This is a genomic window from Pseudomonas sp. KCJK9016 (genome assembly GCF_046231795.1).
Classification (GTDB): domain Bacteria; phylum Pseudomonadota; class Gammaproteobacteria; order Pseudomonadales; family Pseudomonadaceae; genus Aquipseudomonas; species Aquipseudomonas bananamidigenes.
Genome location: NZ_JBJJMM010000019.1, coordinates 96,529 through 119,971 on the forward strand (window position 1 = coordinate 96,529; position 23,443 = coordinate 119,971).

Consider the following 23,443-nt stretch of genomic DNA (forward strand, 5'->3'; position numbering starts at 1 on the left):
ATTCACAGCTTTGTCGAACGACCAGGGCTTGAATCGACAGGTCGTTAAATAAAAGATGCAGACTCGCGTTTTAACAAGCATCGCCTTTCATACGGAATGTGTCCGCCATGCCCACCCTGGAACTCACCACGCTGATCCCCGATCGCACCCCGAAAGAAGTGCTCGATTTCTGTCTGGAGGGCGTCAATTTCCCGAAGATCTTCCCCGAGCGCGTGACGCCGCTGGGGGATATCGACCTGAACAATCTGCGCATCGAAGCCGGCCGGCAATTTCGTTTCCGGCACTGGATGTTCAACCTGATCCCGTCGAACTGGACGGTGACGATCCGCGAAGTCGGCGACACACATTTCGTCGATGAAATGCTCAAGGGACCTTTGCGTGCCTTTCGTCATGAACATCGGGTGGCAGCGGGCGAGGGCGGTACCCTGTACACCGACCGCGTCACCTATTCGGCGATTGGCGGGGCGTTCAGCGAAAGACTGCTGGTGAACGGTTACATGCGCCACATCTTCGAGGCCCGGCATCGCAACATGCTGCAATTGCTCGGTTAGGGCTCAGGGTTGTATCCAATCCTGCGGGGTTACCCATGACAATTTCAGTTCAGGCATAGGTCGTCGGACAATTTCGTGGTTAACTTCCGCCTCTTGCATGCTTTCCCAACAACGTTAAGAAGGACACCGTTCATGGCTCAAGTCACTCTCAAAGGCAACCCGGTTCAAGTCAACGGCCAACTGCCACAGACCGGTTTCAAGGCGCCAGCCTTTTCCCTGGTAGCCGGCAATCTGTCCGACGTCACCCTGGAAGACTTCGCCGGCAAGCGCAAAGTGTTGAACATCTTCCCGAGCGTCGACACCCCGACCTGCGCGACTTCCGTGCGCAAATTCAATGCCCAGGCCAACGAACTGGCCAACACCGTGGTTCTGTGCATCTCGGCTGACCTGCCGTTCGCCCAGGCGCGTTTCTGCGGCGCAGAAGGCCTGGAAAACGTACAGAACCTGTCGACCCTGCGTGGCGCCGAGTTCATTCAGAACTACGGCGTGGCCATTGCTGACGGCCCGCTCAAAGGCCTGACTGCCCGTGCGGTGGTTGTTCTGGACGAAAACGACGTTGTGCTGCACAGCGAACTGGTCAAGGAAATCGCTGAAGAGCCGAACTACGACGCGGCCCTCGCCGTATTGAAATAAGCGCTTTTACAATTGTTAACGGCCTGGCCCTGTCCAGGCCGTTTTCATTTGTGTATCAGTGTTTTGGCTCACACCTTGAAACGTAAGTTGAAGGTAAATTGCCGGTAAAGCTGCTTTGCTTTACCCCCACCAGTGCTTATCGTTCAGCCTCCCGTCATAGAAACCCACGCGTCCAATGGTCAATCATTCCATGCAATCGTCGTCCCGAAACTCTCGTCGCTGGCTGCTCAGCCTGCTGGTCCTGCTGGTCCTGCTGGTCATTGCCGGCCTGTGCTGGAAATTCTGGCCCGCCGGATCGGCCCACAAGGAGGGCGCCGAGAAGGCGCAGGCCGGCCACACCGGGCGTTCGGGGATGATGCGTCCGGGGTTCGGCGGGGCTTCAGGTCCGATCCCGGTGCGCGTGGCGCCGGCAGTGACCGGTGACTTCCCGCTGTATTACAAGGCACTGGGCACCGTGACCGCGCTCAACACCATCAACGTGCGCAGTCGGGTCGGCGGCGAGCTGGTGAAGATCTATTTCGAAGAAGGGCAGATGGTCAAGGCCGGCGACCTGCTGGCGGAAATCGATCCACGTCCGTACCAGAACGCCTTGCTCCAGGCCGAAGGCACCTTGCTGCAGAACCAGGCGCAGCTGAAAAACGCTCAGGTGGATGTCGAGCGTTATCGCGGCTTGTATAAGGAAGACAGCATCGCCAAGCAGACGCTGGACACCGCCGAAGCCCAGGTCGGCCAGTTTCTCGGAACCGTGAAGACCAATCAGGCGGCGGTCAACGACGCCAGGCTCAACCTCGAATTCACCAAGATCCGCGCACCGATTGCCGGTCGCATCGGCCTGCGCCAGCTCGACGTCGGCAACCTGGTGGCGGCCAATGACACCACGTTCCTCGCCGTCATCACCCAGACCCAGCCGATCAGCGTGGTCTTCACGCTACCGGAAAGCTTCCTCGAAACCGTGCTCACCCGCTACCACAGCGGTGCCAGACTGCCGGCCGAAGCCTGGGACCGTGGCGACACGAAAATTCAGGCCACCGGTGTACTGCAAAGCCTCGACAACCAGATCGACGTGACCACCGGCACCCTGAAGTTCAAGGCGCGCTACGAAAACCGCGACCAGACCCTGTTCCCCAACCAGTTCGTCAACGTCCACCTGCTGGCCGACACCCTCAAGGGTGTGGTGCTGGCACCGTCGGCCGCGATCCAGTTCGGCACCAACGGTACGTTCGTCTATGCGATGGACGGCGACAAGAAAGTCACCATCCGCCAGTTGAAGATCGGCGCCAGTGACGGGCAGAACACCGTGATCACCGAGGGCCTGGCCGCCGGCGACCGCGTGGTGCTGGAAGGCACCGACCGTTTGAAGGAAGGCAGTGAAGTGGAAGTGGTCAACGACAGTCAGGATGTGCCGACCACCCCGACCGGCCACCTGCAAGGCAAATCCGCCGCCAGCGCACCTGATGCTGCCGTCACCGACAAGGCCAAGAAGGGCGCATGAACATTTCGCGTCTGTTCATCCTCCGTCCGGTCGCCACCACGCTGAGCATGCTGGCCATCGTGCTGGCCGGTCTGATCGCCTATCGCCTGCTGCCGGTTTCGGCTTTGCCGCAAGTGGACTATCCGACCATCCGGGTCATGACCCTGTACCCGGGCGCCAGCCCGGACGTGATGACCAGCGCCGTCACCGCGCCGCTCGAACGTCAGTTCGGGCAGATGCCGGGCCTCACGCAAATGGCCTCGACCAGTTCCGGCGGTGCCTCGGTGCTGACCCTGCGTTTCAGCCTCGACATCAACATGGACGTCGCCGAGCAGCAGGTGCAGGCGGCGATCAATGCGGCGACCAACCTGCTGCCGACGGATCTGCCGGCGCCGCCGGTCTACAACAAGGTCAACCCGGCGGATACCCCGGTACTGACCCTGGCCATCACCTCGAAAACCATGTTGCTGCCCAAACTCAACGATCTGGTCGATACGCGCATGGCGCAGAAGATCGCCCAGATCAGCGGCGTCGGCATGGTCAGCATCGCCGGCGGTCAGCGGCAGGCGGTCAGGATCAAGGTCAACCCGGAGGCGCTGGCCGCCAATGGTCTGAACCTGTCGGATGTGCGCACGCTCATCGGTGCGTCCAACGTCAACCAGCCCAAGGGCAACTTCGACGGCCCGACCCGGGTGTCGATGCTCGATGCCAACGACCAGCTGACTTCGCCCAATGACTACGCCAACCTGATCCTGGCCTACAAGAACGGTGCGCCGCTGCGACTCAAGGATGTCGCGCAGATCGTCGATGGCGCCGAAAACGAGCGTCTGGCAGCGTGGGCCAACCAGAATCAGGCGGTGCTGCTGAACATTCAGCGTCAGCCGGGCGCCAACGTGATCGAGGTGGTCGACCGGATCAAGGCGCTGCTGCCGAGCATCACCGACAACCTGCCGGCCGGCCTCGACGTGACCGTGCTGACCGACCGCACCCAGACCATCCGCGCCTCGGTCACCGACGTGCAACATGAACTGCTGATCGCCATCGCACTGGTGGTGATGGTGACGTTCCTGTTCCTGCGTCGCGCCAGTGCCACGATCATTCCGTCAGTGGCTGTGCCGCTGTCGCTGATCGGTACGTTCGGCGTGATGTACCTGGCCGGGTTCTCGGTCAACAACCTGACGCTGATGGCACTGACCATCGCCACCGGCTTCGTGGTCGACGATGCGATCGTGATGCTGGAAAACATCGCCCGTTTCATCGAGGAAGGCGACAGTCCGATGCAGGCCGCGCTCAAGGGCGCGAAGCAGATCGGTTTCACCCTGATTTCCCTCACCCTGTCGCTGATTGCGGTACTCATTCCGCTGCTGTTCATGGCTGACGTGGTGGGGCGCCTGTTCCGCGAATTCGCCATCACGCTCGCGGTGGCGATCCTGATTTCCCTGGTGGTCTCGCTGACCCTGACGCCAATGATGTGCGCACGTCTGCTCAAACGTGAGCCCGAGGAACATGAGCAGGGCCGTTTCTACCGGGCCAGCGGCGCGTTCATCGACTGGATGATCGCCGCCTACGGGCGCAAGCTGCAGTGGGTGCTCAAGCACCAGCCGCTGACGCTGCTGGTGGCCATCGGCACCCTGGCGCTGACCGTGTTCCTTTACATGGTGGTGCCCAAGGGCTTCTTCCCGGTGCAGGACACCGGGGTGATCCAGGGCATTTCCGAGGCGCCGCAGTCGATTTCCTTTGCCGCCATGGGCGAGCGTCAACAGGCGCTGGCCAAGGTGATACTCGAAGACCCTGCTGTGGAAAGCCTGTCGTCCTACATCGGCGTCGACGGCGACAACGCCACGCTCAACAGCGGTCGCCTGCTGATCAACCTCAAGCCTCACGGCCAGCGTGATCTGACGGCTACCGAGGTGATCACCCGCCTGCAACCGCAGCTGGACAAACTGGTGGGCATCCGTCTGTTCATGCAGCCGGTGCAGGACCTGACCATCGAAGACCGCGTCAGCCGCACCCAGTACCAGTTCAGCATGTCTTCGCCGGACGCCGAACTGCTCAGCCTGTGGAGCGGGCGTCTGGTCGAGGCTCTGGCTCAGCGTCCCGAGCTGACTGACGTTGCCAGTGATTTGCAGGACAAGGGTTTGCAGGTGTTCCTGGTGATCGACCGCGATGCGGCCTCGCGCCTTGGCGTTTCGGTGGCGAATATCACCGACGCGCTTTACGACGCCTTCGGCCAGCGGCAGATCTCGACCATTTATACCCAGGCCAGCCAGTACCGCGTGGTGCTGCAGGCTCAGGCCGGGGAGAAGATCGGTCCGCAGGCGCTGGACCAGATCCACGTCAAGACCACCGATGGCGGCCAGGTGCGGTTGTCCAGCCTGGCCCATGTCGAAGAGCGTCAGGCACAGCTGGCGATCACCCACATCGGCCAGTTCCCGGCGGTGATGATGTCGTTCAACCTGGCGCACGGCGTGGCGCTGGGGCATGCGGTAGACATCATCGAGCAGGTGCAGAAAGACATCGGCATGCCGATCGGCGTGCAGACCCAGTTCCAGGGTGCGGCTGAAGCGTTCCAGGCTTCGCTGTCGAGCACCTTGCTGCTGATACTCGCGGCGGTGGTGACCATGTACATCGTGCTGGGCGTGCTCTACGAGAGCTACATTCACCCGATCACCATTCTCTCGACCTTGCCTTCGGCGGCGGTCGGCGCGTTGCTGGCGCTGCTGCTCAGCGGCAATGACCTGGGCATGATCGCGATCATCGGCATCATCCTGCTGATCGGTATCGTGAAGAAGAACGCGATCATGATGATCGACTTCGCCCTCGACGCCGAGCGCAACCAGGGCATGGCGCCGGAGCAGGCGATCTATCAGGCGGCGCTGCTGCGTTTCCGCCCGATCCTGATGACCACGCTGGCGGCGCTGTTCGGTGCGGTGCCGCTGATGCTGGCCACCGGGTCCGGCGCTGAGTTGCGTCAACCGCTGGGTCTGGTGATGGTCGGCGGCTTGCTGGTGAGCCAGATTCTGACGCTCTTCACCACGCCGGTGATCTACCTGTACTTCGACCGCTTCGGTCGGCGCTGGGGCCGTGCACCTTCGGCCGTGGAGCCGGTAGAGCAGCCATGAACCTGTCCGGTCCATTCATCAAACGCCCCGTGGCAACCATGCTGCTTTCGTTGGCGATCATGCTGCTGGGCGGTGTGAGCTTCGGTCTGCTGCCGGTGTCGCCCCTGCCACAAATGGACTTCCCGGTGATCGTGGTGCAGGCGAGCCTGCCCGGCGCGAGCCCGGAGGTCATGGCCTCCACCGTGGCCACGCCGCTGGAGCGTTCGTTCGGCGCCATCGCTGGCGTCAACACCATGAGCAGCCGCTCCAGCCAGGGCTCGACCCGGGTCATTCTGCAGTTCGACCTCGACCGCGACATCAATGGCGCAGCGCGCGAGGTGCAGGCGGCGATCAACGCTTCGCGCAATCTGTTGCCGAGCGGGATGCGCAGCATGCCGACCTACAAGAAGGTCAACCCGTCGCAGGCACCGATCATGGTGTTGTCGCTGACTTCGGATGTACTGGAGAAAGGCCAGCTCTACGACCTGGCTTCGACCATCCTGTCCCAGAGCCTGTCCCAGGTGCAGGGCGTCGGCGAAGTGCAGATCGGTGGCAGCTCCCTGCCGGCGGTGCGCATCGAACTCGAACCCCAGGCGTTGAACCAGTACGGCGTGGCGCTGGACGATGTGCGCAAGACCATCGCCGGCGCCAACGTCCGCCGGCCCAAGGGCTCGGTCGAGGATGACCAGCGGTTGTGGCAGATTCAGGCCAACGACCAGCTGGAGAAAGCCAAGGACTATGAATCGTTGATCATCCACTACAACGGTGGAGCGGCCCTGCGTCTGAAGGATGTGGCCAAGGTCAGCGATGGCGTGGAAGACCGTTACAACAGCGGTTTCTTCAACGACGATGCGGCGGTGCTGCTGGTGATCAACCGGCAGGCCGGCGCCAACATCATCGAGACGGTCAACGAGATCAAGGCCCAGTTGCCGGCGTTGCAGGCGGTGCTCCCGGCCAGCGTCAAACTGAATCTGGCGATGGACCGTTCGCCGGTGATCAAGGCTACCCTGCACGAAGCGGAGATGACCCTGCTGATCGCCGTGGCGCTGGTGATCCTGGTGGTGTTCCTGTTCCTCGGCAATTTCCGGGCGTCCCTGATTCCGACACTGGCGGTGCCGGTGTCGCTGGTCGGCACCTTTGCGGTGATGTACCTGTACGGGTTTTCCCTGAACAACCTGTCGCTGATGGCGCTGATTCTCGCCACCGGGCTCGTGGTGGACGACGCCATCGTGGTGCTGGAGAACATTTCCCGGCACATCGACGAAGGCGTCAAACCGATGAAGGCCGCGTATCTGGGGGCCAGGGAAGTCGGGTTCACACTGTTGTCGATGAACGTGTCGCTGGTGGCGGTCTTCCTGTCGATCCTGTTCATGGGCGGGATCATCGAGAGCCTGTTCCGTGAGTTCTCCATCACCTTGGCCGCGGCCATCGTGGTGTCGCTGGTGGTGTCGCTGACCCTGACGCCGATGCTTTGCGCCCGCTGGCTGAAACCGCATACAAAGGGGCAGGAAAACCGACTGCAACGCTGGAGCCGGCGTACCAACGACTGGATGGTGGGCAAATACGCCACCAGCCTCGACTGGGTGTTGCGTCACCGACGTCTGACGCTGCTGAGCCTGATCATCACGGTCGGGGTCAACGTCGCGCTGTACGTGGTGGTGCCGAAGACGTTCATGCCGCAACAGGACACCGGCCAGTTGATCGGTTTCGTGCGCGGTGACGACGGTCTGTCGTTCAGCGTGATGCAGCCGAAAATGGAAACCTTCCGCCGCGCCGTGCTCAAGGATGAAGCCGTCGAGAGTGTTGCCGGGTTCATCGGCGGCAACAACGGCACCAACAATGCTTTCATGCTGGTGCGCCTGAAGCCGATCAAGGAGCGCAACATTTCGGCGCAGAAGGTCATCGAGCGTCTGCGCAAGGAAATGCCCAAGGTGCCCGGCGCGCAATTGATGCTGATGGCCGACCAGGACCTGCAATTCGGTGGCGGTCGTGAACAGACCACGTCGCAGTACAGCTACATCCTACAGAGTGGCGATCTGGGCGCCTTGCGCGAGTGGTACCCGAAAGTGGTGACCGCGTTGCGGGCCTTGCCGGAATTGACGGCCATCGACGCCCGTGAAGGACGCGGTGCGCAGCAGGTGACGCTGATCGTCGACCGCGATCAGGCCAAGCGTCTGGGCGTGGACATGAACATGGTTACCGCCGTGCTGAACAACGCCTACAGCCAGCGGCAGATTTCCACGATCTACGACAGCCTCAACCAGTATCAGGTGGTGATGGAGGTCAATCCGAAATACGCTCAGGATCCGGTCACTCTCAATCAGGTGCAGGTCATCACTGCCGATGGCGCACGGATTCCGTTGTCGACCATTGCCCATTACGAAAGCAGCCTGGAAGACGATCGGGTCAGCCACGAAGGCCAGTTCGCCTCCGAAAGCATCGCGTTCGACATGGCCGAAGGCGTGACGGTGGAGAAGGGCAGCGCGGCCATCGAGCGAGCGATCGCCAAGGTCGGCCTGCCCGAAGAAGTGATCGCGAAAATGGCCGGCACCGCCGATGCCTTCGCGGCCACCCAGAAGAGCCAGCCGTTCATGATTCTCGGCGCGCTGCTGGCGGTGTATCTGGTGCTGGGTGTGCTGTATGAAAGCTACATTCACCCGCTGACCATTCTGTCGACACTGCCGTCGGCCGGGGTCGGTGCGCTGCTGTCGATCTATGTACTGGGCGGCGAATTCAGCCTGATCTCGCTGCTCGGGTTGTTCCTGCTGATCGGTGTGGTGAAGAAGAACGCGATTCTGATGATCGACCTGGCGCTGCAACTGGAGCGTCACCAGGGCATGGCGCCGCTGGAATCGATCCGCAGCGCCTGTCTGCAACGACTGCGTCCGATTCTGATGACCACGCTGGCGGCGATCCTCGGCGCCTTGCCGTTGCTGCTCAGCCGGGCCGAAGGTGCGGAGATGCGCCAGCCACTCGGCCTGACCATCATCGGCGGGCTGATCTTCAGCCAGATCCTGACCCTTTACACCACACCAGTGGTTTACCTCTATCTCGACAAGGCCCGCCATCGCTTCAACAAGTGGCGTGGCGTGCGTACCGATGCCGCCCTGGAAACTCCGCTATGAATGACCGTTCGCTTATCCAACTGGCCAGTATCCGCGGCTCGCGTTTGCTGAGCCTGTCGCTGTGCGTGGCGATGCTCAGCGCGTGCGCCGTCGGCCCGGACTACCAGCGCCCGCAGACTGCCGAAATCGCTCAATACAAAGAGGCCGAAGGCTGGCGTCAGGCCAGCCCTTCGGACGCTCTGGCCCGCGGCGCCTGGTGGGAACTGTACGGCGACCGCCAGCTCAACGAACTGGTGGAAAAACTCAACAGTTCCAACCAGACCGTGGCCCAGTCCGAGGCGCAGTATCGTCAGGCCCAGGCCTTGGTGCGTGATGCCCGTGGCGCGTTCTACCCGACGCTCGACCTGAGCGCGGGCAAGACCCGCTCCAGCCAGGGCACCGGCAGCAGCAGTTCGAGCCTGAGCAGTTCCGCCAGCGGCATTCGCGATACCTACAACGCGCAACTGGGCGTGAGTTGGGAAGCCGATGTCTGGGGCAAGTTGCGTCGTGGTCTGGAGGCGAACGAGGCCAGCGCCCAGGCCAGCTACGCCGATCTGGCGGCCATGCGCCTGAGCCAGCAATCGGAGCTGGTGCAGAACTACCTGCAATTGCGCGTGATCGATCAGCAGAAACGCTTGCTGGAGTCGACGGTGGAGGCTTACGAGCGTTCGCTGAAAATGACCCGTAACCAGTACAACGCCGGCATCTCCGGACGCGATGCGGTGGCGCAGGCACAGACCCAGCTCAAATCCACCCAGGGCGATCTGGTGGACCTGATCTGGCAACGGGCGCAGTTCGAAAACGCCATCGCCGTGCTGACCGGTCAACCACCGGCGCAGTTCAAGATCGCCGAAACCCAGGACATCCCGAAGCTGCCGCAGATTCCGTTGAGCCTGCCGTCGCAACTGCTGGAACGTCGCCCTGACATCGCCTCGGCAGAACGCTCGGTCATCGCAGCGAACGCCAACATCGGTGTTGCCAAGGCTGCGTATTACCCGGATTTCACCCTGAGCATGAGCGGCGGTTACAGCAGCAGTACCTCCCGTGACCTGATCAGCCTGCCGAACCGCTTCTGGTCGGTTGGGCCGAAGATGAGCCTGCCGCTGTTCGACGGTGGTCGTCGCTCGGCGGAAGTCGACCGCACCGAAGCGAAATACGACGAGACTGTAGCCAAGTACCGGCAGACCGTGCTCGACGGCTTCCGCGAGGTGGAAAACTATCTGGTGCAGTTGAAGGTGTACGAGGACGAGGCGGCGGTGCGCCAGGAAGCGCTGGATGCAGCGCGGGACTCCCTGCGTCTGACCCAGAACCAGTACAAGGCCGGACTGATTGCCTACATCGACGTGGTCGTGGTGCAAGCCACGGCACTGAGCAACGAGCGTACGGTGCTCAACATCCTGCAAAGCCGGCTGCTTGCCAGCGTGCAGCTGATCGCGGCGCTGGGTGGTGGCTGGGACGGGCAGCTGGAAACCAGCCAGAATCCCTGACGCCGGATTCCCGCTCAATGCGCGGGAATGACCTGCGCCGTGACCCCGGCATAGAGCCTTGTCAGGTGATCAAACAAGCGTTTCATCGACTTGATGGCCATTTGATTACTTTGTCAGTGCGTTCTTCTGCGCAATCAGTACAATCGCCGCATTTGTCCCCGCCGCGAACGGACGCAGTCCGGTGGGGTGGTCGCGAGAATGCCCATGCTCATCGGTAGTTATTCCTTCACCCTGGTTTTCATTTCGCTGAGTGTGGCGATCCTGGCTTCATACACCGCGCTCGACCTGACCGGACGCATCGCCACTGCCAAGGGCCGCGCCGTGCATTTGTGGACGGCCGGTGGCGCGTTCGCCATGGGGGTCGGCGTCTGGTCGATGCATTTCATCGGTATGCTGGCGTTCAAGCTGCCGATCAGCCTGGGGTATGACACTGCGCTCACGGCACTTTCGCTGTTGATCGCGGTACTGTCCTGCGGCTTCGCTCTGTGGCTGGTCAGCCAGCCGAAACTGCCGGTCTGGCAACTGGCCTTCGGCGCACTGATCATGGGCGCCGGCATCAGCGCCATGCATTACACCGGCATGGCCGCGATGCGCATGCAACCGGGCATCGATTACGACCCGACCCTGTTCGGCGCATCGCTGGCGATTGCCGTCGGCGCTTCGGCGGCGGCGTTGTGGATCGCCTTTCGCCTGCGTCAGCAATCGCCTTACGTGCGCCTGTTCCGTGCCGGGGCCGCCATTGTCATGGGCATCGCGATTGTCGGCATGCACTACACCGGCATGGCGGCGGCGCGTTTTCCCGAGGGAAGTTTCTGCGGTGCGGCGCTCAATGGTCTGAACGGCAATGGCCTGGACAATCTGGTGCTGATCACCACGCTGGCGGTGCTGAGCATTGCGCTGTTGACCTCGATTCTCGACGCACGCCTCGAGGCGCGTACTGCCGATCTGGCCCATTCGTTGACCGTTGCCAACCGTGAACTCACTCAACTGGCGTTGCACGACACGCTGACCGGTCTGCCGAACCGCATGCTGCTGGATGACCGGATCAATCAGGCCATGAAAAAGGTCAACGAGCAGGGCGGCTGTTTCGCGCTGATGTTCATCGATCTGGATGGTTTCAAACCGGTGAACGATGCCTTCGGCCATCACATGGGCGATCAGTTGCTCAAAGAGGTGGCGGTGCGTCTGCGCGAAGATTTGCGCAGCCTCGACACCCTGGCACGGATCGGTGGTGACGAGTTCGTGCTGCTGGTGCGCCTGACTGAGCCCAACGATGCACTGGGGCTGGCAGCGCGCCAGGTCGGTCTGATCGCGCAGTCGTTCCGGGTGGCAGAACATGAACTGCAGATTTCCGCCAGCGTCGGCATTGCGGTGTATCCGGGCAACGGCCACAGTGCCCAGGAACTGCTGATGAACGCCGACGCAGCGATGTACCACGCCAAGGGCGGCGGCAAGAACGGCTACAGCTTTTTCGACGCCTCGATGAACAGCAACGCACGCAAGCAACTTCAGTTGCTGCAGGATCTGCGCGCGGCGCTGGAGCACAATCAATTCTGTCTGCATTACCAACCCAAATTCCACGCGGTCGACGGGCGCCCGGTCGGTGCCGAGGCGCTGCTGCGTTGGGAGCACCCGACTCACGGCATGCTGATGCCGGACAAGTTCATCGAACTGGCGGAGAAAACCGGGCTGATCATCCCGATTGGCGAATGGGTGCTCAACGAAGCCTGCCGACAGATGCGCGAATGGTATGTGCTGGGCCACACCGACTGGCGCATCGCGGTCAACCTGTCGGCCTTGCAGTTCTGCCACGCCGGACTGGTGCAAAGCGTGGCCAAGGCGCTGGCGACACACCACTTGCCGGCCAACAGTCTGACGCTGGAAATCACTGAAACCACCGCCATGAGTGACGCCGACGCGAGCATGACGGTGCTGCAGGAGCTGTCCGACATGGGCGTCGACCTGTCCATCGACGATTTCGGCACCGGTTATTCGAGCCTGATGTACCTCAAGCGCCTGCCGGCCAACGAACTGAAGATCGACCGAGGTTTTGTCCGCGATCTGGAGCATGACAGCGATGACGCGGCCATCGTGTCGGCGATTGTCGCGCTGGGTCAGGCGCTGGGGCTGCGCATCGTCGCCGAAGGTGTCGAAACCGGCGTGCAACAGGACTTTCTGACGCAACTGGGTTGCGATTCGCTGCAAGGCTATCTGCTCGGCCACCCGATGCCGGCTGATCGCTTTCTGCAAGGCATTGCGCGGGACACCCCCCTGGCGGTGAGCTGAACCGCTGACGCAGGCCATGCAAAACCCCGCGATGGCGGTTATTCTTGCCTCGACTGTTACGTGTGCATCGGGGGAAGGCCAGCATGGATAAAGTCATTGTGATCACCGGTGGCGGTCGCGGAATCGGGGCCGCCACGGCGCTGTTGGCTGCCGAGCAAGGTTATCGGATCTGCATCAATTACCAGACGGACGAACAGGCCGCCCACCACGTGCTCGATCAGGTACGTGAGCGTGGCGCCACCGCCATCGCCGTCCGTGCCGACGTCAGCATCGAGGACGAGGTGATCGGCCTGTTTCACCGGGTCGACACGGAGCTGGGCCGGGTGACCGCGCTGGTGAACAATGCCGGCACCGTCGGCCACAAATCCCGGGTCGAGGAAATGTCGGAGTTCCGCATCCTCAAAATCATGAAAACCAACGTTCTGGCGCCGATCCTCTGCGCCAAGCATGCGATCCTGCGCATGTCGCCCAGACATGGCGGGCAGGGTGGCAGCATCGTCAACGTCTCCTCGGTCGCCGCGCGTCTGGGTTCGCCCAACGAGTACGTCGATTACGCCGCGTCAAAAGGCGCACTCGACACCTTCACCATCGGGCTGTCCAAGGAAGTGGCAGGCGAGGGGATTCGGGTCAATGCAGTGCGTCCGGGTTATATCTACACCGATTTCCATGCGTTGAGCGGCGATCCGGACCGGGTCAGCAAGCTGGAGTCGGCGATTCCGATGGCCCGGGGCGGGCGGCCGGATGAAGTGGCGGAGGCGATTGTCTGGCTGCTGTCGGACAAGGCTTCGTATGCTACCGGGACTTTCGTCGATCTCGGTGGCGGTCGCTAATTCCTGAAAGTTGTGTTGCCCGTTCTGGGTGATCGTTCTCACGCAGAGCGTGGGAACGATCACGAAGTAATCTTCAGAACGACCGCACAATCCGCCCCAACGTCTCCATCGCTTTCTCCGAGGCTTCGGTCCACGGGCTGCCATAGTTCAAGCGGATGCAGTTCCTGAATCGCTGGGTCGGCGAGAAGATCGGCCCCGGCGCAATGCTGATGCCTTGCGCCAGCGCCATTTGAAACAACTTCAACGAATCCATCTGCGGTGGCAGTTCCAGCCACAGGAAATAGCCGCCGGCCGGTTGGCTCACACGTGTCTGCGCCGGGAAGTAGCGGGCGATGGCCGCCAGCATGGCGTTTTGCTGTTCTTCGAGGGCGTAGCGCAGTTTGCGCAGATGGCGATCATAGCCGCCGTGTTGCAGGTAGTCGGCGATGGCTGCCTGAGCCGGCATCGAGGCGCACAGCGAGGTCATCAGTTTCAGGCGTTCGATCTTTTGTGCGTAACGCCCGGCGGCGACCCAGCCGATGCGATAACCCGGGGCCAGGCTCTTGGCGAACGAACCGCAATGCATCACCAGACCTTCGGTGTCGAAGGCCTTGGCCGGTTTCGGCGCCTGTTGGCCGTAATAGAGTTCGGCGTAGACATCGTCCTCGATCAGCGGCACCTGATGCCGTTTGAGCAACTCCACCAGTTCCTGTTTCCTGGCCTCGGGCATGGTCGCGCCCATCGGGTTCTGGAAACTGGTCATGCACCAGCAGGCCTTTATCGGGTGCCGCTCCAGCGTTTGGGCGAGCACGCCAAGATCGATGCCGTCGCGCGGGTGCACGGGGATTTCCACGGCTTTGAGTTTCAAACGCTCCAGCACTTGCAGGCTGGCGTAGAACGCCGGGGCTTCGATGGCGACCAGATCGCCGGGTTCGGTCACTGCTTGCAGGCACAGGTTCAGCGCCTCCAGAGCGCCGTTGGTGATCAGCAGTTCTTCCATCGGCAGCATCAGCCCGCCGACCATGTAGCGCAGGGCGATCTGGCGGCGCAGTTGCGGATTGCCCGGCGACATGTCAGTGACCACCATGCGCGGATCCATCTCCCGGGCCGCGCTGGCCAGCGAGCGCGACAGGCGTTGCAGCGGGAACAACTCGGGGCTGGGAAACGCCGATCCGAACGGTACGGTGCTCGGGTCCTTGATCGATTCCAGCACCGAGAACACCAGTTCGCTGACGTCGACCCGGGTGGATTCGTTGACCGGGGTGCTGATCACCGGCTCCGAGAACGGACTCGGAGCGTGGGTGTTGACGAAGTAGCCGGAGCGCGGGCGGGCGCGGATCAGGCCGCGACGTTCCAGCAGGTAATAAGCCTGGAACACCGTGGACGGGCTGACGCCATAGGTCTGGCTCGCGTAGCGCACTGACGGCACCCGCTGACCGGGGCCGAGGACGCCGGAGCGGATCAGTTCAGCGATGTCGTCGGCGAATTTTTCGTAGCGTTTCATCTTGGGTCCGGATTGATTTCTTTCTGAAAGACCGTGTCGCCTTCATTCGCGAGCGGGCTTGCTCCCACCGTTGACTGCATTCCCTGTGGGAGCGAGCCTGCTCGCGAATGGCCGCGCCGCAGTCTAAGGGATCAGCGATTCATCGGCGCAACAAACCGGCTCTTCGCCACGCTGTAAATCTCTGGCTCATTACTGTCGGCAATCTTGAAACTCAAGGTCTGCGAGCTGCTGGCTGCACGTTCGGTGGTCATGGCCACGGACACCGGCACATCGACGATCTCGCCCGGCGCCAGGCTCAGCTCGGTCTTGCCCTGCAGTTGGAAGCCGTCGCCGTCCACCAGGCTCAGGTTGTAGTCCTGGCGTTGCTGGGTCTTGTTGATGACCTTGAGGGTGTAGATGTTCTCGATCTGGCCCTGGCCGTTCTCGCGGAACAGGCCACGGTCCTTGGTCACGTCCAGCGACACCATTGGCCGTTCGATCAGGGCCAGGGTGAGGGCGCCGATCATCACGAGCAGTACCGTGACGTAGCCGATCAGGCGCGGACGCAGCAGATGCGTCTTGCCTCCCTGCAACTCACGCTCCGAGGTATAGCGGATCAGGCCCCGCGCATAGTTCATCTTGTCCATGATCGAATCGCAGGCGTCGATGCACGCCGCACAGCCGATGCATTCCATTTGCAGGCCGTCACGGATGTCGATACCGGTCGGGCAGACCTGTACGCACAACTGACAGTCGATGCAATCGCCGAGACCGGCGTCGGCCGGTTTCACGTCGCGCTTGCGCGGGCCACGGTTTTCGCCACGGGCGGCGTCGTAGGAAATGGCCAGGGTGTCCTTGTCGAACATCACGCTCTGAAACCGCGCATACGGGCACATGTGCATGCACACCGCCTCGCGCAACCAGCCGGCGTTGATATAGGTGGCGGCGGTGAAGAACAGCACCCAGAAAAGGCTGACACCTCCGATCTGCAGGGTCAGCAGTTCTTCGGCCAACGGGCGGATCGGGGTGAAGTAGCCGACGAAGGTCAGGCCGGTCAGCACGCTGATCGCCAGCCATAGGGTGTGCTTGGCCGCACGCCGCGCCAGTTTGTTCAGGCTCCAGGGTGCCGCTTGCAGCTTGATGCGCTGGTTACGGTCGCCCTCGGTGACTTTTTCGCACCACATGAAGATCCAGGTCCACGAACTCTGCGGACAGGTATAACCACACCAGACCCGCCCGGCGAACACGGTAATGGCGAACAGGCCGAACGCGGCAATGATCAGCAGCGCCGACAGCAGGATGAAATCCTGCGGCCAGAAGGTCGCGCCAAAGATGTGGAATTTGCTTTCGGAAAGATCCCAGAGCACCGCCTGTCGGCCACCCCAGTTCAGCCACACCGTGCCGAAAAACAGCAGGAACAGAAATCCCGCGCCGCTCATGCGCAAGGTGCGGAACAGGCCGGTGAAGCTGCGGGTGAAAATCTGGTTATCGCTGCTGGCGTGTTTCGCCTTCATTGGGCGCGCCGGTACTTTTTTAATCCGGGGAGATGCTTCTACGGTTCGGACGGGGATTCGTTCGCTCATGGTCGTTCGCTCATCAGCCTCCATCAGGCCAGTGAACTATGAGCGCCGATCTGTTTGCATAACAGACTCAGGTCTTTCAATAAAAAGCGTATCAGATGGCGTTTTCAGCCGGCCCTGCGACAACTTGAAGCAGTGGTAGGCAAGGGGCGCAGACGCCTATACCGGACGGTTGTGCGCGATATTGACCGGGGTCAGTCAAATCACCGAATCACCGTCGGTGGCTTTGAGGTGTTTGCGCCCGTCAGTGGCTCCGGCGACGGTCAAGGCATCGGCCTCGGCTTCCGTGATGTAGATGCGCCGGCCTTCGATTTCCACGGCGGACATCGATTTTTCACTGTCGGTGATGACCGTCAGGTCGCCGCACAGGCGAATCTGTTCACCGTTTTCGGTGGCGAAGAAACAGGTCTGGTTTTCGATACGCACGGTCATGGGGCTGTCCTTTTTCCAAGGGTGTTGAAAGGTTAGGGCGCCCGTTCAGGTGATCGTTCTACGCAACCGATTAATGGTCGCTGCTGTCCACCGTTCATGACCTCGTTTCAAGGACTGCGCAATGGACGCCTGGTGGCATGAAGTGTGGAAAACCCTGCAAGCGGAATTCGCCGACATCGGTGATGCGTCGCAACTGACGCGGATCACCGTGCGGCTGCTGATGGCGGCCGTACTGGGCGGGATTCTCGGTTTCGAACGTGAGCACAAGGGCAAGGCTGCCGGGGTTCGCACGCACATGCTGGTGGCCCTCGGCGCCGCGCTGTTTGTATTGGTGCCGCAGTTGTCCGGCTCCCAGGCCGATGCGATGAGCCGGGTGGTGCAGGGCGTGATTGCCGGGATCGGCTTTCTCGGGGCCGGCACCATTTTGAAAAATCACGAAGGTGACGAAGGTCACGTCAAGGGCCTGACCACCGCCGCCGGCCTGTGGATGACCGCCGCCATCGGCGTCGCGGCCGGGCTGGGCCGCGAAGCGACGGCGGTGCTCAGTACGTTGCTGGCGCTGGGGATTTTCAGCGTCATGCCTCGAATCGTGAAAGTCTTCGAGAAAGATCATGAGCCCTGAGTCAGACAATCACCGGCGGCATGGTGCTCGGTGGCTCTTCCTTGGGCGGTGGTGTGGTGCCCGGTGGCTCCTGTTCCGGAACCGGTTGCGGCTCGGTCTCGGGCAGCACCGGTTTGTCGATGTTCGGATCGGGCGTTTCAGCGGGGATCGGAATACTCATCGGATGAACCTCCGTGTGGCACATGGCGTGAGAAGTGCTTAAGTGGGTTGACCACTTCTGCACGAAATCGATCCGGTTTTGTGGCGGCGCAAATCCCTGTGAACTTTTGTCACCGAGGTTCGCTCGGAACCTGAGAGCGATCATTGCCGGGCACCGGTCTGGTTTTGAGTACTGAACAGGCAACCGTGCGCCTTGGGGCGTTAAGGAGAGATGCTCGATGACGGCTGAAAAACCCTCCGAACAGAGCTACAACCCGCATATCCCGCTGTCACAGGCGTTGTTGCTGCCGCGCATCGTCATTGAAAACACCCGGCCGACCCTCGATGGTGGACAGTTTGCCGTCAAGGCCGTGATCGGGCGTGAGATCGTGGTCACCAGCAAGATTTTCGCCGACGGCCACGACAAACTGGCGGTGCGCATCCGCTGGCGGGAGGAAGGCGAGGAAGCCTGGCGCAGCGAAGTCATGACCGATCAGGGCAACAATGGCTGGGAAGGTCGTTTCCGGCCGCAGCGTGTGGGGCGCTATCTGTACCTGATCGAAGCCTGGATCGATCAGTTCGCCAGTTTTCAGTACGAACTGGAGAAAAAACACCTCGCGGCCGTCCCGGTCAGCCTGGAACTGCAAGAAGGCCGGACGATGGTGCAGCAGGCCGCCGAACGCAGCGAAGGGCCGCTCAGCGAGCGACTGGCGGCCATGCACCATGAGCTGTCCGGACTGCTCGAAACCGAGCAGGTCGCGCTGTTTTTGCACCCGCACAGTGCGCAGTTGATGGCCGAAGCCGATCTGCGCCCGTACCTGAGCATCAGCACGGAATTCCCGGTGGACGTCGAACGGGAGCAGGCCGAGTTCGCCAGCTGGTACGAGCTGTTTCCCCGCTCGATCACCGACGATCCCACCCGCCACGGCACCTTCAATGATGTGCACGCGCGGTTGCCGATGATTCAGGACATGGGCTTCGACGTGTTGTATTTCACGCCGATCCATCCGATTGGCCGCAGCCATCGCAAGGGCCGCAACAATTCGCTGACCGCAGGCCCGGACGATCCCGGCAGCCCTTATGCGATTGGCAGCGAAGAAGGCGGGCACGATGCCATTCACCCGCAGCTCGGTACCCGAGAGGACTTTCGTCGTCTGGTGGCGGCGGCTGCCGACCATGGGCTGGAGATCGCCCTCGATTTCGCCATCCAGTGTTCCCAGGATCACCCGTGGCTCAAGCAGCATCCAGGCTGGTTCAACTGGCGGCCGGACGGCACGATCAAATACGCGGAGAATCCGCCGAAGAAATACCAGGACATCGTCAACGTCGACTTCTATGCGCCGGAAGCGATCCCGAGCCTGTGGGTCGAGCTGCGTGACATTGTCGTCGGCTGGGTCGAGGAGGGCGTGAAGATCTTCCGTGTCGACAACCCGCACACCAAGCCGCTGCCGTTCTGGCAATGGCTGATCGCCGATGTGCGCACGCTGCATCCCGAGGTGATCTTCCTTGCCGAAGCCTTCACCACACCGGCGATGATGGCACGGCTGGGCAAGGTCGGTTACACCCAGAGCTACACCTATTTCACTTGGCGCAACACCAAGGCCGAATTGGCGAGCTATTTCAGCGAGCTCAATGAATCGCCGTGGCGCGAGTGCTACCGGCCGAACTTCTTCGTCAATACCCCGGACATCAATCCGGCATTTCTGCATGAATCGGGACGCCCCGGTTTTCTCATTCGCGCCGCGCTGGCGACCATGGGCTCCGGTCTGTGGGGCATGTATTCCGGGTTCGAACTGTGCGAGTCGGCACCGGTGCCGGGCAAGGAGGAATACCTCGATTCCGAGAAGTACGAGATCCGCGTCCGGGATTTCAACCAGCCCGGCAACATCATCGCCGAGATCGCCCAGCTCAATCGCATCCGCCGGCAGAATCCGGCGCTGCACAGCCATCTGGGCCTGAAGATCTACAACGCCTGGAACGACAACATTCTGTATTTCGGCAAGCGCAGCGCTGATGGCAGCAACTTCATTCTGGTGGCCGTCAGCCTCGATCCGCATCACCCGCAAGAGGCCAATTTCGAATTGCCGCTATGGGAAATGGGCCTGCCGGACGACGCCACCACCCAAGGCGAAGATCTGATGAACGGCCATCGCTGGGAGTGGCACGGCAAGTACCAGTTCATGCGGATCGACCCGGCTTATCAGCCATTCGGGATCTGGCGGATCACCGCCTGACCGCAGATTCCGTGTGGGAGCGAGCCTGCCCACGAATACGGATCAACATTCGATGCAAATGTTGCCTCCAAAACGTATTCGCGAGCAGGTTCGCTGCCACAGGTTGCTCATCGTTTGCGAGCCAAATGATCGGCTCACCGTTTTTATAGAATTGAACAGGAGTTTCACATGGCGAAGAAACCCAAGTCGGCCACCTTCATCAAAGACCCGCTCTGGTACAAGGACGCGGTGATTTATCAGGTTCACGTCAAATCCTTTTTCGACTCCAACAATGACGGGATCGGCGACTTTCCCGGCTTGATCGCCAAACTCGATTACATCGCCGAACTCGGCGTCAACACTATCTGGCTGCTGCCGTTCTACCCGTCGCCACGGCGCGATGACGGTTACGACATTGCCGAATACCGTGGCGTACACAGCGATTACGGAACCATGGCCGATGCCAGGCGTTTCATTGCCGAAGCGCATAAACGCGGTTTGCGGGTGATCAGCGAACTGGTCATCAACCACACCTCCGACCAGCATCCCTGGTTCCAGCGCGCGCGCAGGGCCAAACGCGGTTCCGCGGCCCGTGACTTTTATGTGTGGTCGGATGACGACCAGAAATACGACGGCACGCGGATCATTTTTCTCGACACCGAAAAGTCCAACTGGACCTGGGACCCGGTGGCCGGCCAGTACTTCTGGCACCGTTTCTATTCGCATCAGCCGGACCTCAATTTCGACAACCCGCAAGTCATGAAAGCCGTGCTGTCGGTGATGCGCTACTGGCTGGACATGGGCATCGACGGCCTGCGGCTGGATGCCATTCCGTACCTGATCGAGCGCGACGGCACCAATAACGAAAACCTGCCGGAGACCCACGATGTCCTCAAGCGGATCCGTGCTGAAATCGACGCCAATTACCCCGATCGCATGCTGCTGGCCGAAGCCAATCAATGGCCCGAAGACACCCAATTGTATTTCGGTGAGACCGACGCCGAGGGCGTCAACGGCGACGAATGTCACATGGCGTTTCACTTCCCGCTGATGCCGCGCATGTACATGGCGCTGGCCCAGGAAGATCGCTTCCCGATCACCGATATCCTGCGCCAGACCCCGGAGATCCCGGCCAATTGCCAATGGGCGATCTTCTTGCGCAACCATGATGAACTGACCCTGGAAATGGTCACTGACAAGGAACGCGATTACCTCTGGAACTACTACGCCGCCGACCGCCGTGCGCGGATCAACCTCGGTATCCGTCGGCGTCTGGCGCCGCTGATGGAGCGTGACCGCCGCCGGATCGAACTGCTCAACAGCCTGCTGCTGTCGATGCCGGGCACGCCGACCCTGTATTACGGTGACGAAATCGGCATGGGCGACAACATTTATCTCGGCGACCGTGACGGTGTGCGCACGCCGATGCAATGGTCGATCGACCGTAACGGCGGTTTCTCCCGCGCCGATCCGGCCAGTCTGGTACTGCCGCCGATCATGGATCCGCAGTACGGCTTCCAGTCGGTCAACGTCGAAACCCAGGCCGGCGATCCGCATTCGCTGCTGAACTGGACCCGGCGTCTGCTGGCCGTGCGCAAGCAGTCGAAGGCGTTCGGTCGTGGCACGTTGAAAATGCTCTCGCCAGCCAACCGTCGCGTTCTGGCCTATACCCGCGAATACACGGGTCCGGACGGCAAACACGAAATCATCCTGTGCGTGGCCAACGTCTCGCGCAGCGCCCAGGCCGTGGAGCTGGACCTGTCGGCTTACGTGGGCATGGTGCCGGTGGAGATGCTGGGCGGTAATGCATTTCCGCCCATCGGCCAATTGAATTTCCTGCTGACCCTGGCGCCTTACGGTTTCTATTGGTTCGGCCTGGCGGCGGAAAACCAGATGCCGAGCTGGCACGTCGAGCCGGCGCAGAGTCTGCCGGACTTCACCACGCTGGTGCTGAAAAAACGCATGGAAGAACTGCTCGAAGCGCCGTCCCGGGCCACCCTCGAACAAGCCATTTTGCCGAGCTGGTTGCACAACCGCCGCTGGTTCGCCGGCAAGGATGCGGCCGTCGAGCAGGTTCGTCTGGCCTACGGCGTGCGCTTTGGCGATGCGCAGCATCCGGTGCTGTTCAGCGAAATCGAAGTCGGCAGCGGCGGGCAGACCAGTCGTTACCAGTTGCCGTTCGGGTTCATTTCGGAAGATCAGGTCGGGCCTGCGTTGCCTCAGCAATTGGCGTTGGCGCGGGTGCGGCGGGGGCGTCAGGTGGGGCTGATTACGGATGCGTTCAGCCTGGAAGCCTTTATTCGTGCGGTGCTGCAAGGCATGCAGTCCGCGACGGTGCTGGAATCGAGCGATGGCGAAATCCGTTTCGAGTCCACGCCCCGGTTGGACAGCCTCGGCCTCGGCGCCGAATCCGAAGTGCGTTATCTGTCCGCCGAGCAATCCAACAGTTCGGTGGTGATCGGCAACAGTCTGGTACTGAAACTGATCCGCAAAGTCGCTTCCGGCGTACACCCGGAACTGGAAATGAGCGCTTACCTGACCGCAGCCGGATTTGCCAATATTTCCCCGCTGCTCGGCTCGGTGATTCGCCGCGACGGCCAGGGTGAAGACAACCTGCTGATGATTGCGCAGGGTTATCTGAGCAATCAGGGCGATGCCTGGGAATGGACGCAGAACAACCTCGAGCGGGCATTGCGCGACGAACTGGCAGACGCCGTATCCGAACAGTCGCAGCATTACAACGCCCTCGGTGAGCTGAAGGATTTTGCCGGCATGCTGGGTCAGCGTCTGGGGGAAATGCATCAGGTGCTGGCGACAGCCACCGACAACCAGGACTTCGCGCCGCAGGTCAGTTCGGCCAGGGATGCACAGGCCACCGGCAAGGATGTCGCCGCTCAGGTCGAGCATGCGCTGGTACTGCTCAAACAGCATCAGGGCGAACTCGATGGGGCGGATCAGAAGCTTGTCGGCCGTCTGCTCGAGCACAGGAAAACCATCCTCGCCCATGTACAGGATCTGGCGAAGAAATCCGCCGGCGGCCTGCGCATCCGGGTGCATGGTGATCTGCATCTGGGTCAGGTGCTGGTGATCAAGGGCGATGCCTACCTGATCGATTTCGAAGGCGAACCGGCGCGACCTCTGGCTGAACGTCGCGGCAAGCACAGCCCCTACAAGGATGTCAGCGGGGTGTTGCGTTCGTTCGATTACGCCGCCGCGATGGCCCTCAATGTGCACAACGTCGACAACAGTCCCGAAGCCGAGGTCGCACGGCGGCGGGTGACCGAACGTTATCTGCGCGAAGCGCGGGAAGCATTTATGGAGGCATATCACCGGGCGGCAGCTAGTCTTGATCATGCCTGGCAGGATCCTGAAGGTGCCGAGGCCGCGCTGGCGTTGTTCGGTCTGGAGAAAGCGGCCTACGAAGTGGCCTATGAAGCCGAAAATCGCCCCACCTGGCTGCCCGTGCCGCTGCACGGTCTGTACGGGTTGTTGACGGGGCTGAAACCCTTTTCCGATCTTGGTGGAGAGTAGTC

Annotated in this window: 15 protein-coding genes; 11 read left to right on the forward strand and 4 right to left on the reverse strand. The window is 61.5% G+C overall.

The window, feature by feature from the left end; translation table 11 throughout:
• Positions 1 to 107: 107 nt before the first annotated feature.
• The 8 genes from ACK6BI_RS19315 to ACK6BI_RS19350 all read left to right on the forward strand — a co-directional run bounded on the left by ACK6BI_RS19315 (position 108) and on the right by ACK6BI_RS19350 (position 13,463).
• Positions 108 to 551 (forward strand): SRPBCC family protein, encoded by a 444-nt coding sequence (locus ACK6BI_RS19315; RefSeq protein WP_409318315.1) that lies wholly within the window; start codon positions 108 to 110, stop codon positions 549 to 551.
• 132 nt (positions 552 to 683) lie between these two features.
• Positions 684 to 1,184, forward strand: a complete 501-nt coding sequence (gene tpx, locus ACK6BI_RS19320; protein ID WP_409318316.1) for a thiol peroxidase — start codon at positions 684 to 686, stop codon at positions 1,182 to 1,184.
• A gap of 175 nt (positions 1,185 to 1,359) precedes the next feature.
• A complete protein-coding gene (locus tag ACK6BI_RS19325) occupies positions 1,360 to 2,676 on the forward strand; it encodes an MdtA/MuxA family multidrug efflux RND transporter periplasmic adaptor subunit (protein ID WP_409318317.1) in 1,317 nt (438 codons plus the stop codon).
• The gene (locus ACK6BI_RS19330; RefSeq protein ID WP_409318318.1) at positions 2,673 to 5,777 is read left to right on the forward strand and encodes an MdtB/MuxB family multidrug efflux RND transporter permease subunit; all 3,105 of its coding nucleotides are present in this window, start codon (positions 2,673 to 2,675) and stop codon (positions 5,775 to 5,777) included. Before ACK6BI_RS19325 ends, ACK6BI_RS19330 begins: the two co-directional genes overlap by 4 nt.
• Positions 5,774 to 8,881 carry an efflux RND transporter permease subunit gene (locus ACK6BI_RS19335; RefSeq protein WP_409318319.1) on the forward strand — a complete coding sequence of 1,036 codons (3,108 nt, stop codon included), beginning with the start codon at positions 5,774 to 5,776 and terminating at the stop codon, positions 8,879 to 8,881. Before ACK6BI_RS19330 ends, ACK6BI_RS19335 begins: the two co-directional genes overlap by 4 nt.
• Positions 8,878 to 10,347, forward strand: a complete 1,470-nt coding sequence (locus ACK6BI_RS19340) for an efflux transporter outer membrane subunit (protein ID WP_409318320.1) — start codon at positions 8,878 to 8,880, stop codon at positions 10,345 to 10,347. Before ACK6BI_RS19335 ends, ACK6BI_RS19340 begins: the two co-directional genes overlap by 4 nt.
• Positions 10,348 to 10,551: 204 nt before the next feature.
• A complete protein-coding gene (locus tag ACK6BI_RS19345) occupies positions 10,552 to 12,633 on the forward strand; it encodes a putative bifunctional diguanylate cyclase/phosphodiesterase (protein WP_409318321.1) in 2,082 nt (693 codons plus the stop codon).
• Positions 12,634 to 12,716: 83 nt separating this feature from the next.
• A complete protein-coding gene (locus ACK6BI_RS19350) occupies positions 12,717 to 13,463 on the forward strand; it encodes an SDR family oxidoreductase (RefSeq protein ID WP_409318322.1) in 747 nt (248 codons plus the stop codon).
• A 73-nt stretch (positions 13,464 to 13,536) separates the two neighbouring features.
• Here ACK6BI_RS19350 and mapR read toward each other — a convergent pair whose 3' ends face one another.
• The 3 genes from mapR to ACK6BI_RS19365 all read right to left on the reverse strand — a co-directional run bounded on the left by mapR (position 13,537) and on the right by ACK6BI_RS19365 (position 16,937).
• Entirely contained in the window at positions 13,537 to 14,946 is a 1,410-nt protein-coding gene (mapR, locus tag ACK6BI_RS19355; RefSeq protein ID WP_409318323.1) for a GntR family transcriptional regulator MpaR, read from the reverse strand.
• A 131-nt stretch (positions 14,947 to 15,077) separates the two neighbouring features.
• Positions 15,078 to 16,508 carry a cytochrome c oxidase accessory protein CcoG gene (gene ccoG, locus ACK6BI_RS19360; RefSeq protein ID WP_409318324.1) on the reverse strand — a complete coding sequence of 477 codons (1,431 nt, stop codon included), beginning with the start codon at positions 16,506 to 16,508 and terminating at the stop codon, positions 15,078 to 15,080.
• A gap of 195 nt (positions 16,509 to 16,703) precedes the next feature.
• Complete coding sequence (locus ACK6BI_RS19365) at positions 16,704 to 16,937, reverse strand: DUF3203 family protein (RefSeq protein WP_409318325.1); 234 nt, start codon at positions 16,935 to 16,937, stop codon at positions 16,704 to 16,706.
• A 121-nt stretch (positions 16,938 to 17,058) separates the two neighbouring features.
• On the opposite strand from ACK6BI_RS19365, the gene ACK6BI_RS19370 reads away from it, so the two are divergent.
• Positions 17,059 to 17,559 carry an MgtC/SapB family protein gene (locus tag ACK6BI_RS19370; RefSeq protein WP_065258013.1) on the forward strand — a complete coding sequence of 167 codons (501 nt, stop codon included), beginning with the start codon at positions 17,059 to 17,061 and terminating at the stop codon, positions 17,557 to 17,559.
• Between the two features lies 1 nt (position 17,560).
• Here the strand turns inward: ACK6BI_RS19370 and ACK6BI_RS19375 are convergent, their stop codons facing one another.
• A complete protein-coding gene (locus tag ACK6BI_RS19375) occupies positions 17,561 to 17,719 on the reverse strand; it encodes a hypothetical protein (protein WP_176704418.1) in 159 nt (52 codons plus the stop codon).
• 217 nt (positions 17,720 to 17,936) lie between these two features.
• Between ACK6BI_RS19375 and ACK6BI_RS19380 the strand changes: the two genes are divergently transcribed.
• Positions 17,937 to 19,931, forward strand: coding sequence for an alpha-1,4-glucan--maltose-1-phosphate maltosyltransferase (locus ACK6BI_RS19380; protein WP_409318326.1), 1,995 nt, complete (start codon positions 17,937 to 17,939; stop codon positions 19,929 to 19,931).
• A gap of 168 nt (positions 19,932 to 20,099) precedes the next feature.
• The gene (gene treS / locus ACK6BI_RS19385; protein WP_409318327.1) at positions 20,100 to 23,441 is read left to right on the forward strand and encodes a maltose alpha-D-glucosyltransferase; all 3,342 of its coding nucleotides are present in this window, start codon (positions 20,100 to 20,102) and stop codon (positions 23,439 to 23,441) included.
• The last annotated feature ends 2 nt before the right edge of the window (positions 23,442 to 23,443 follow it).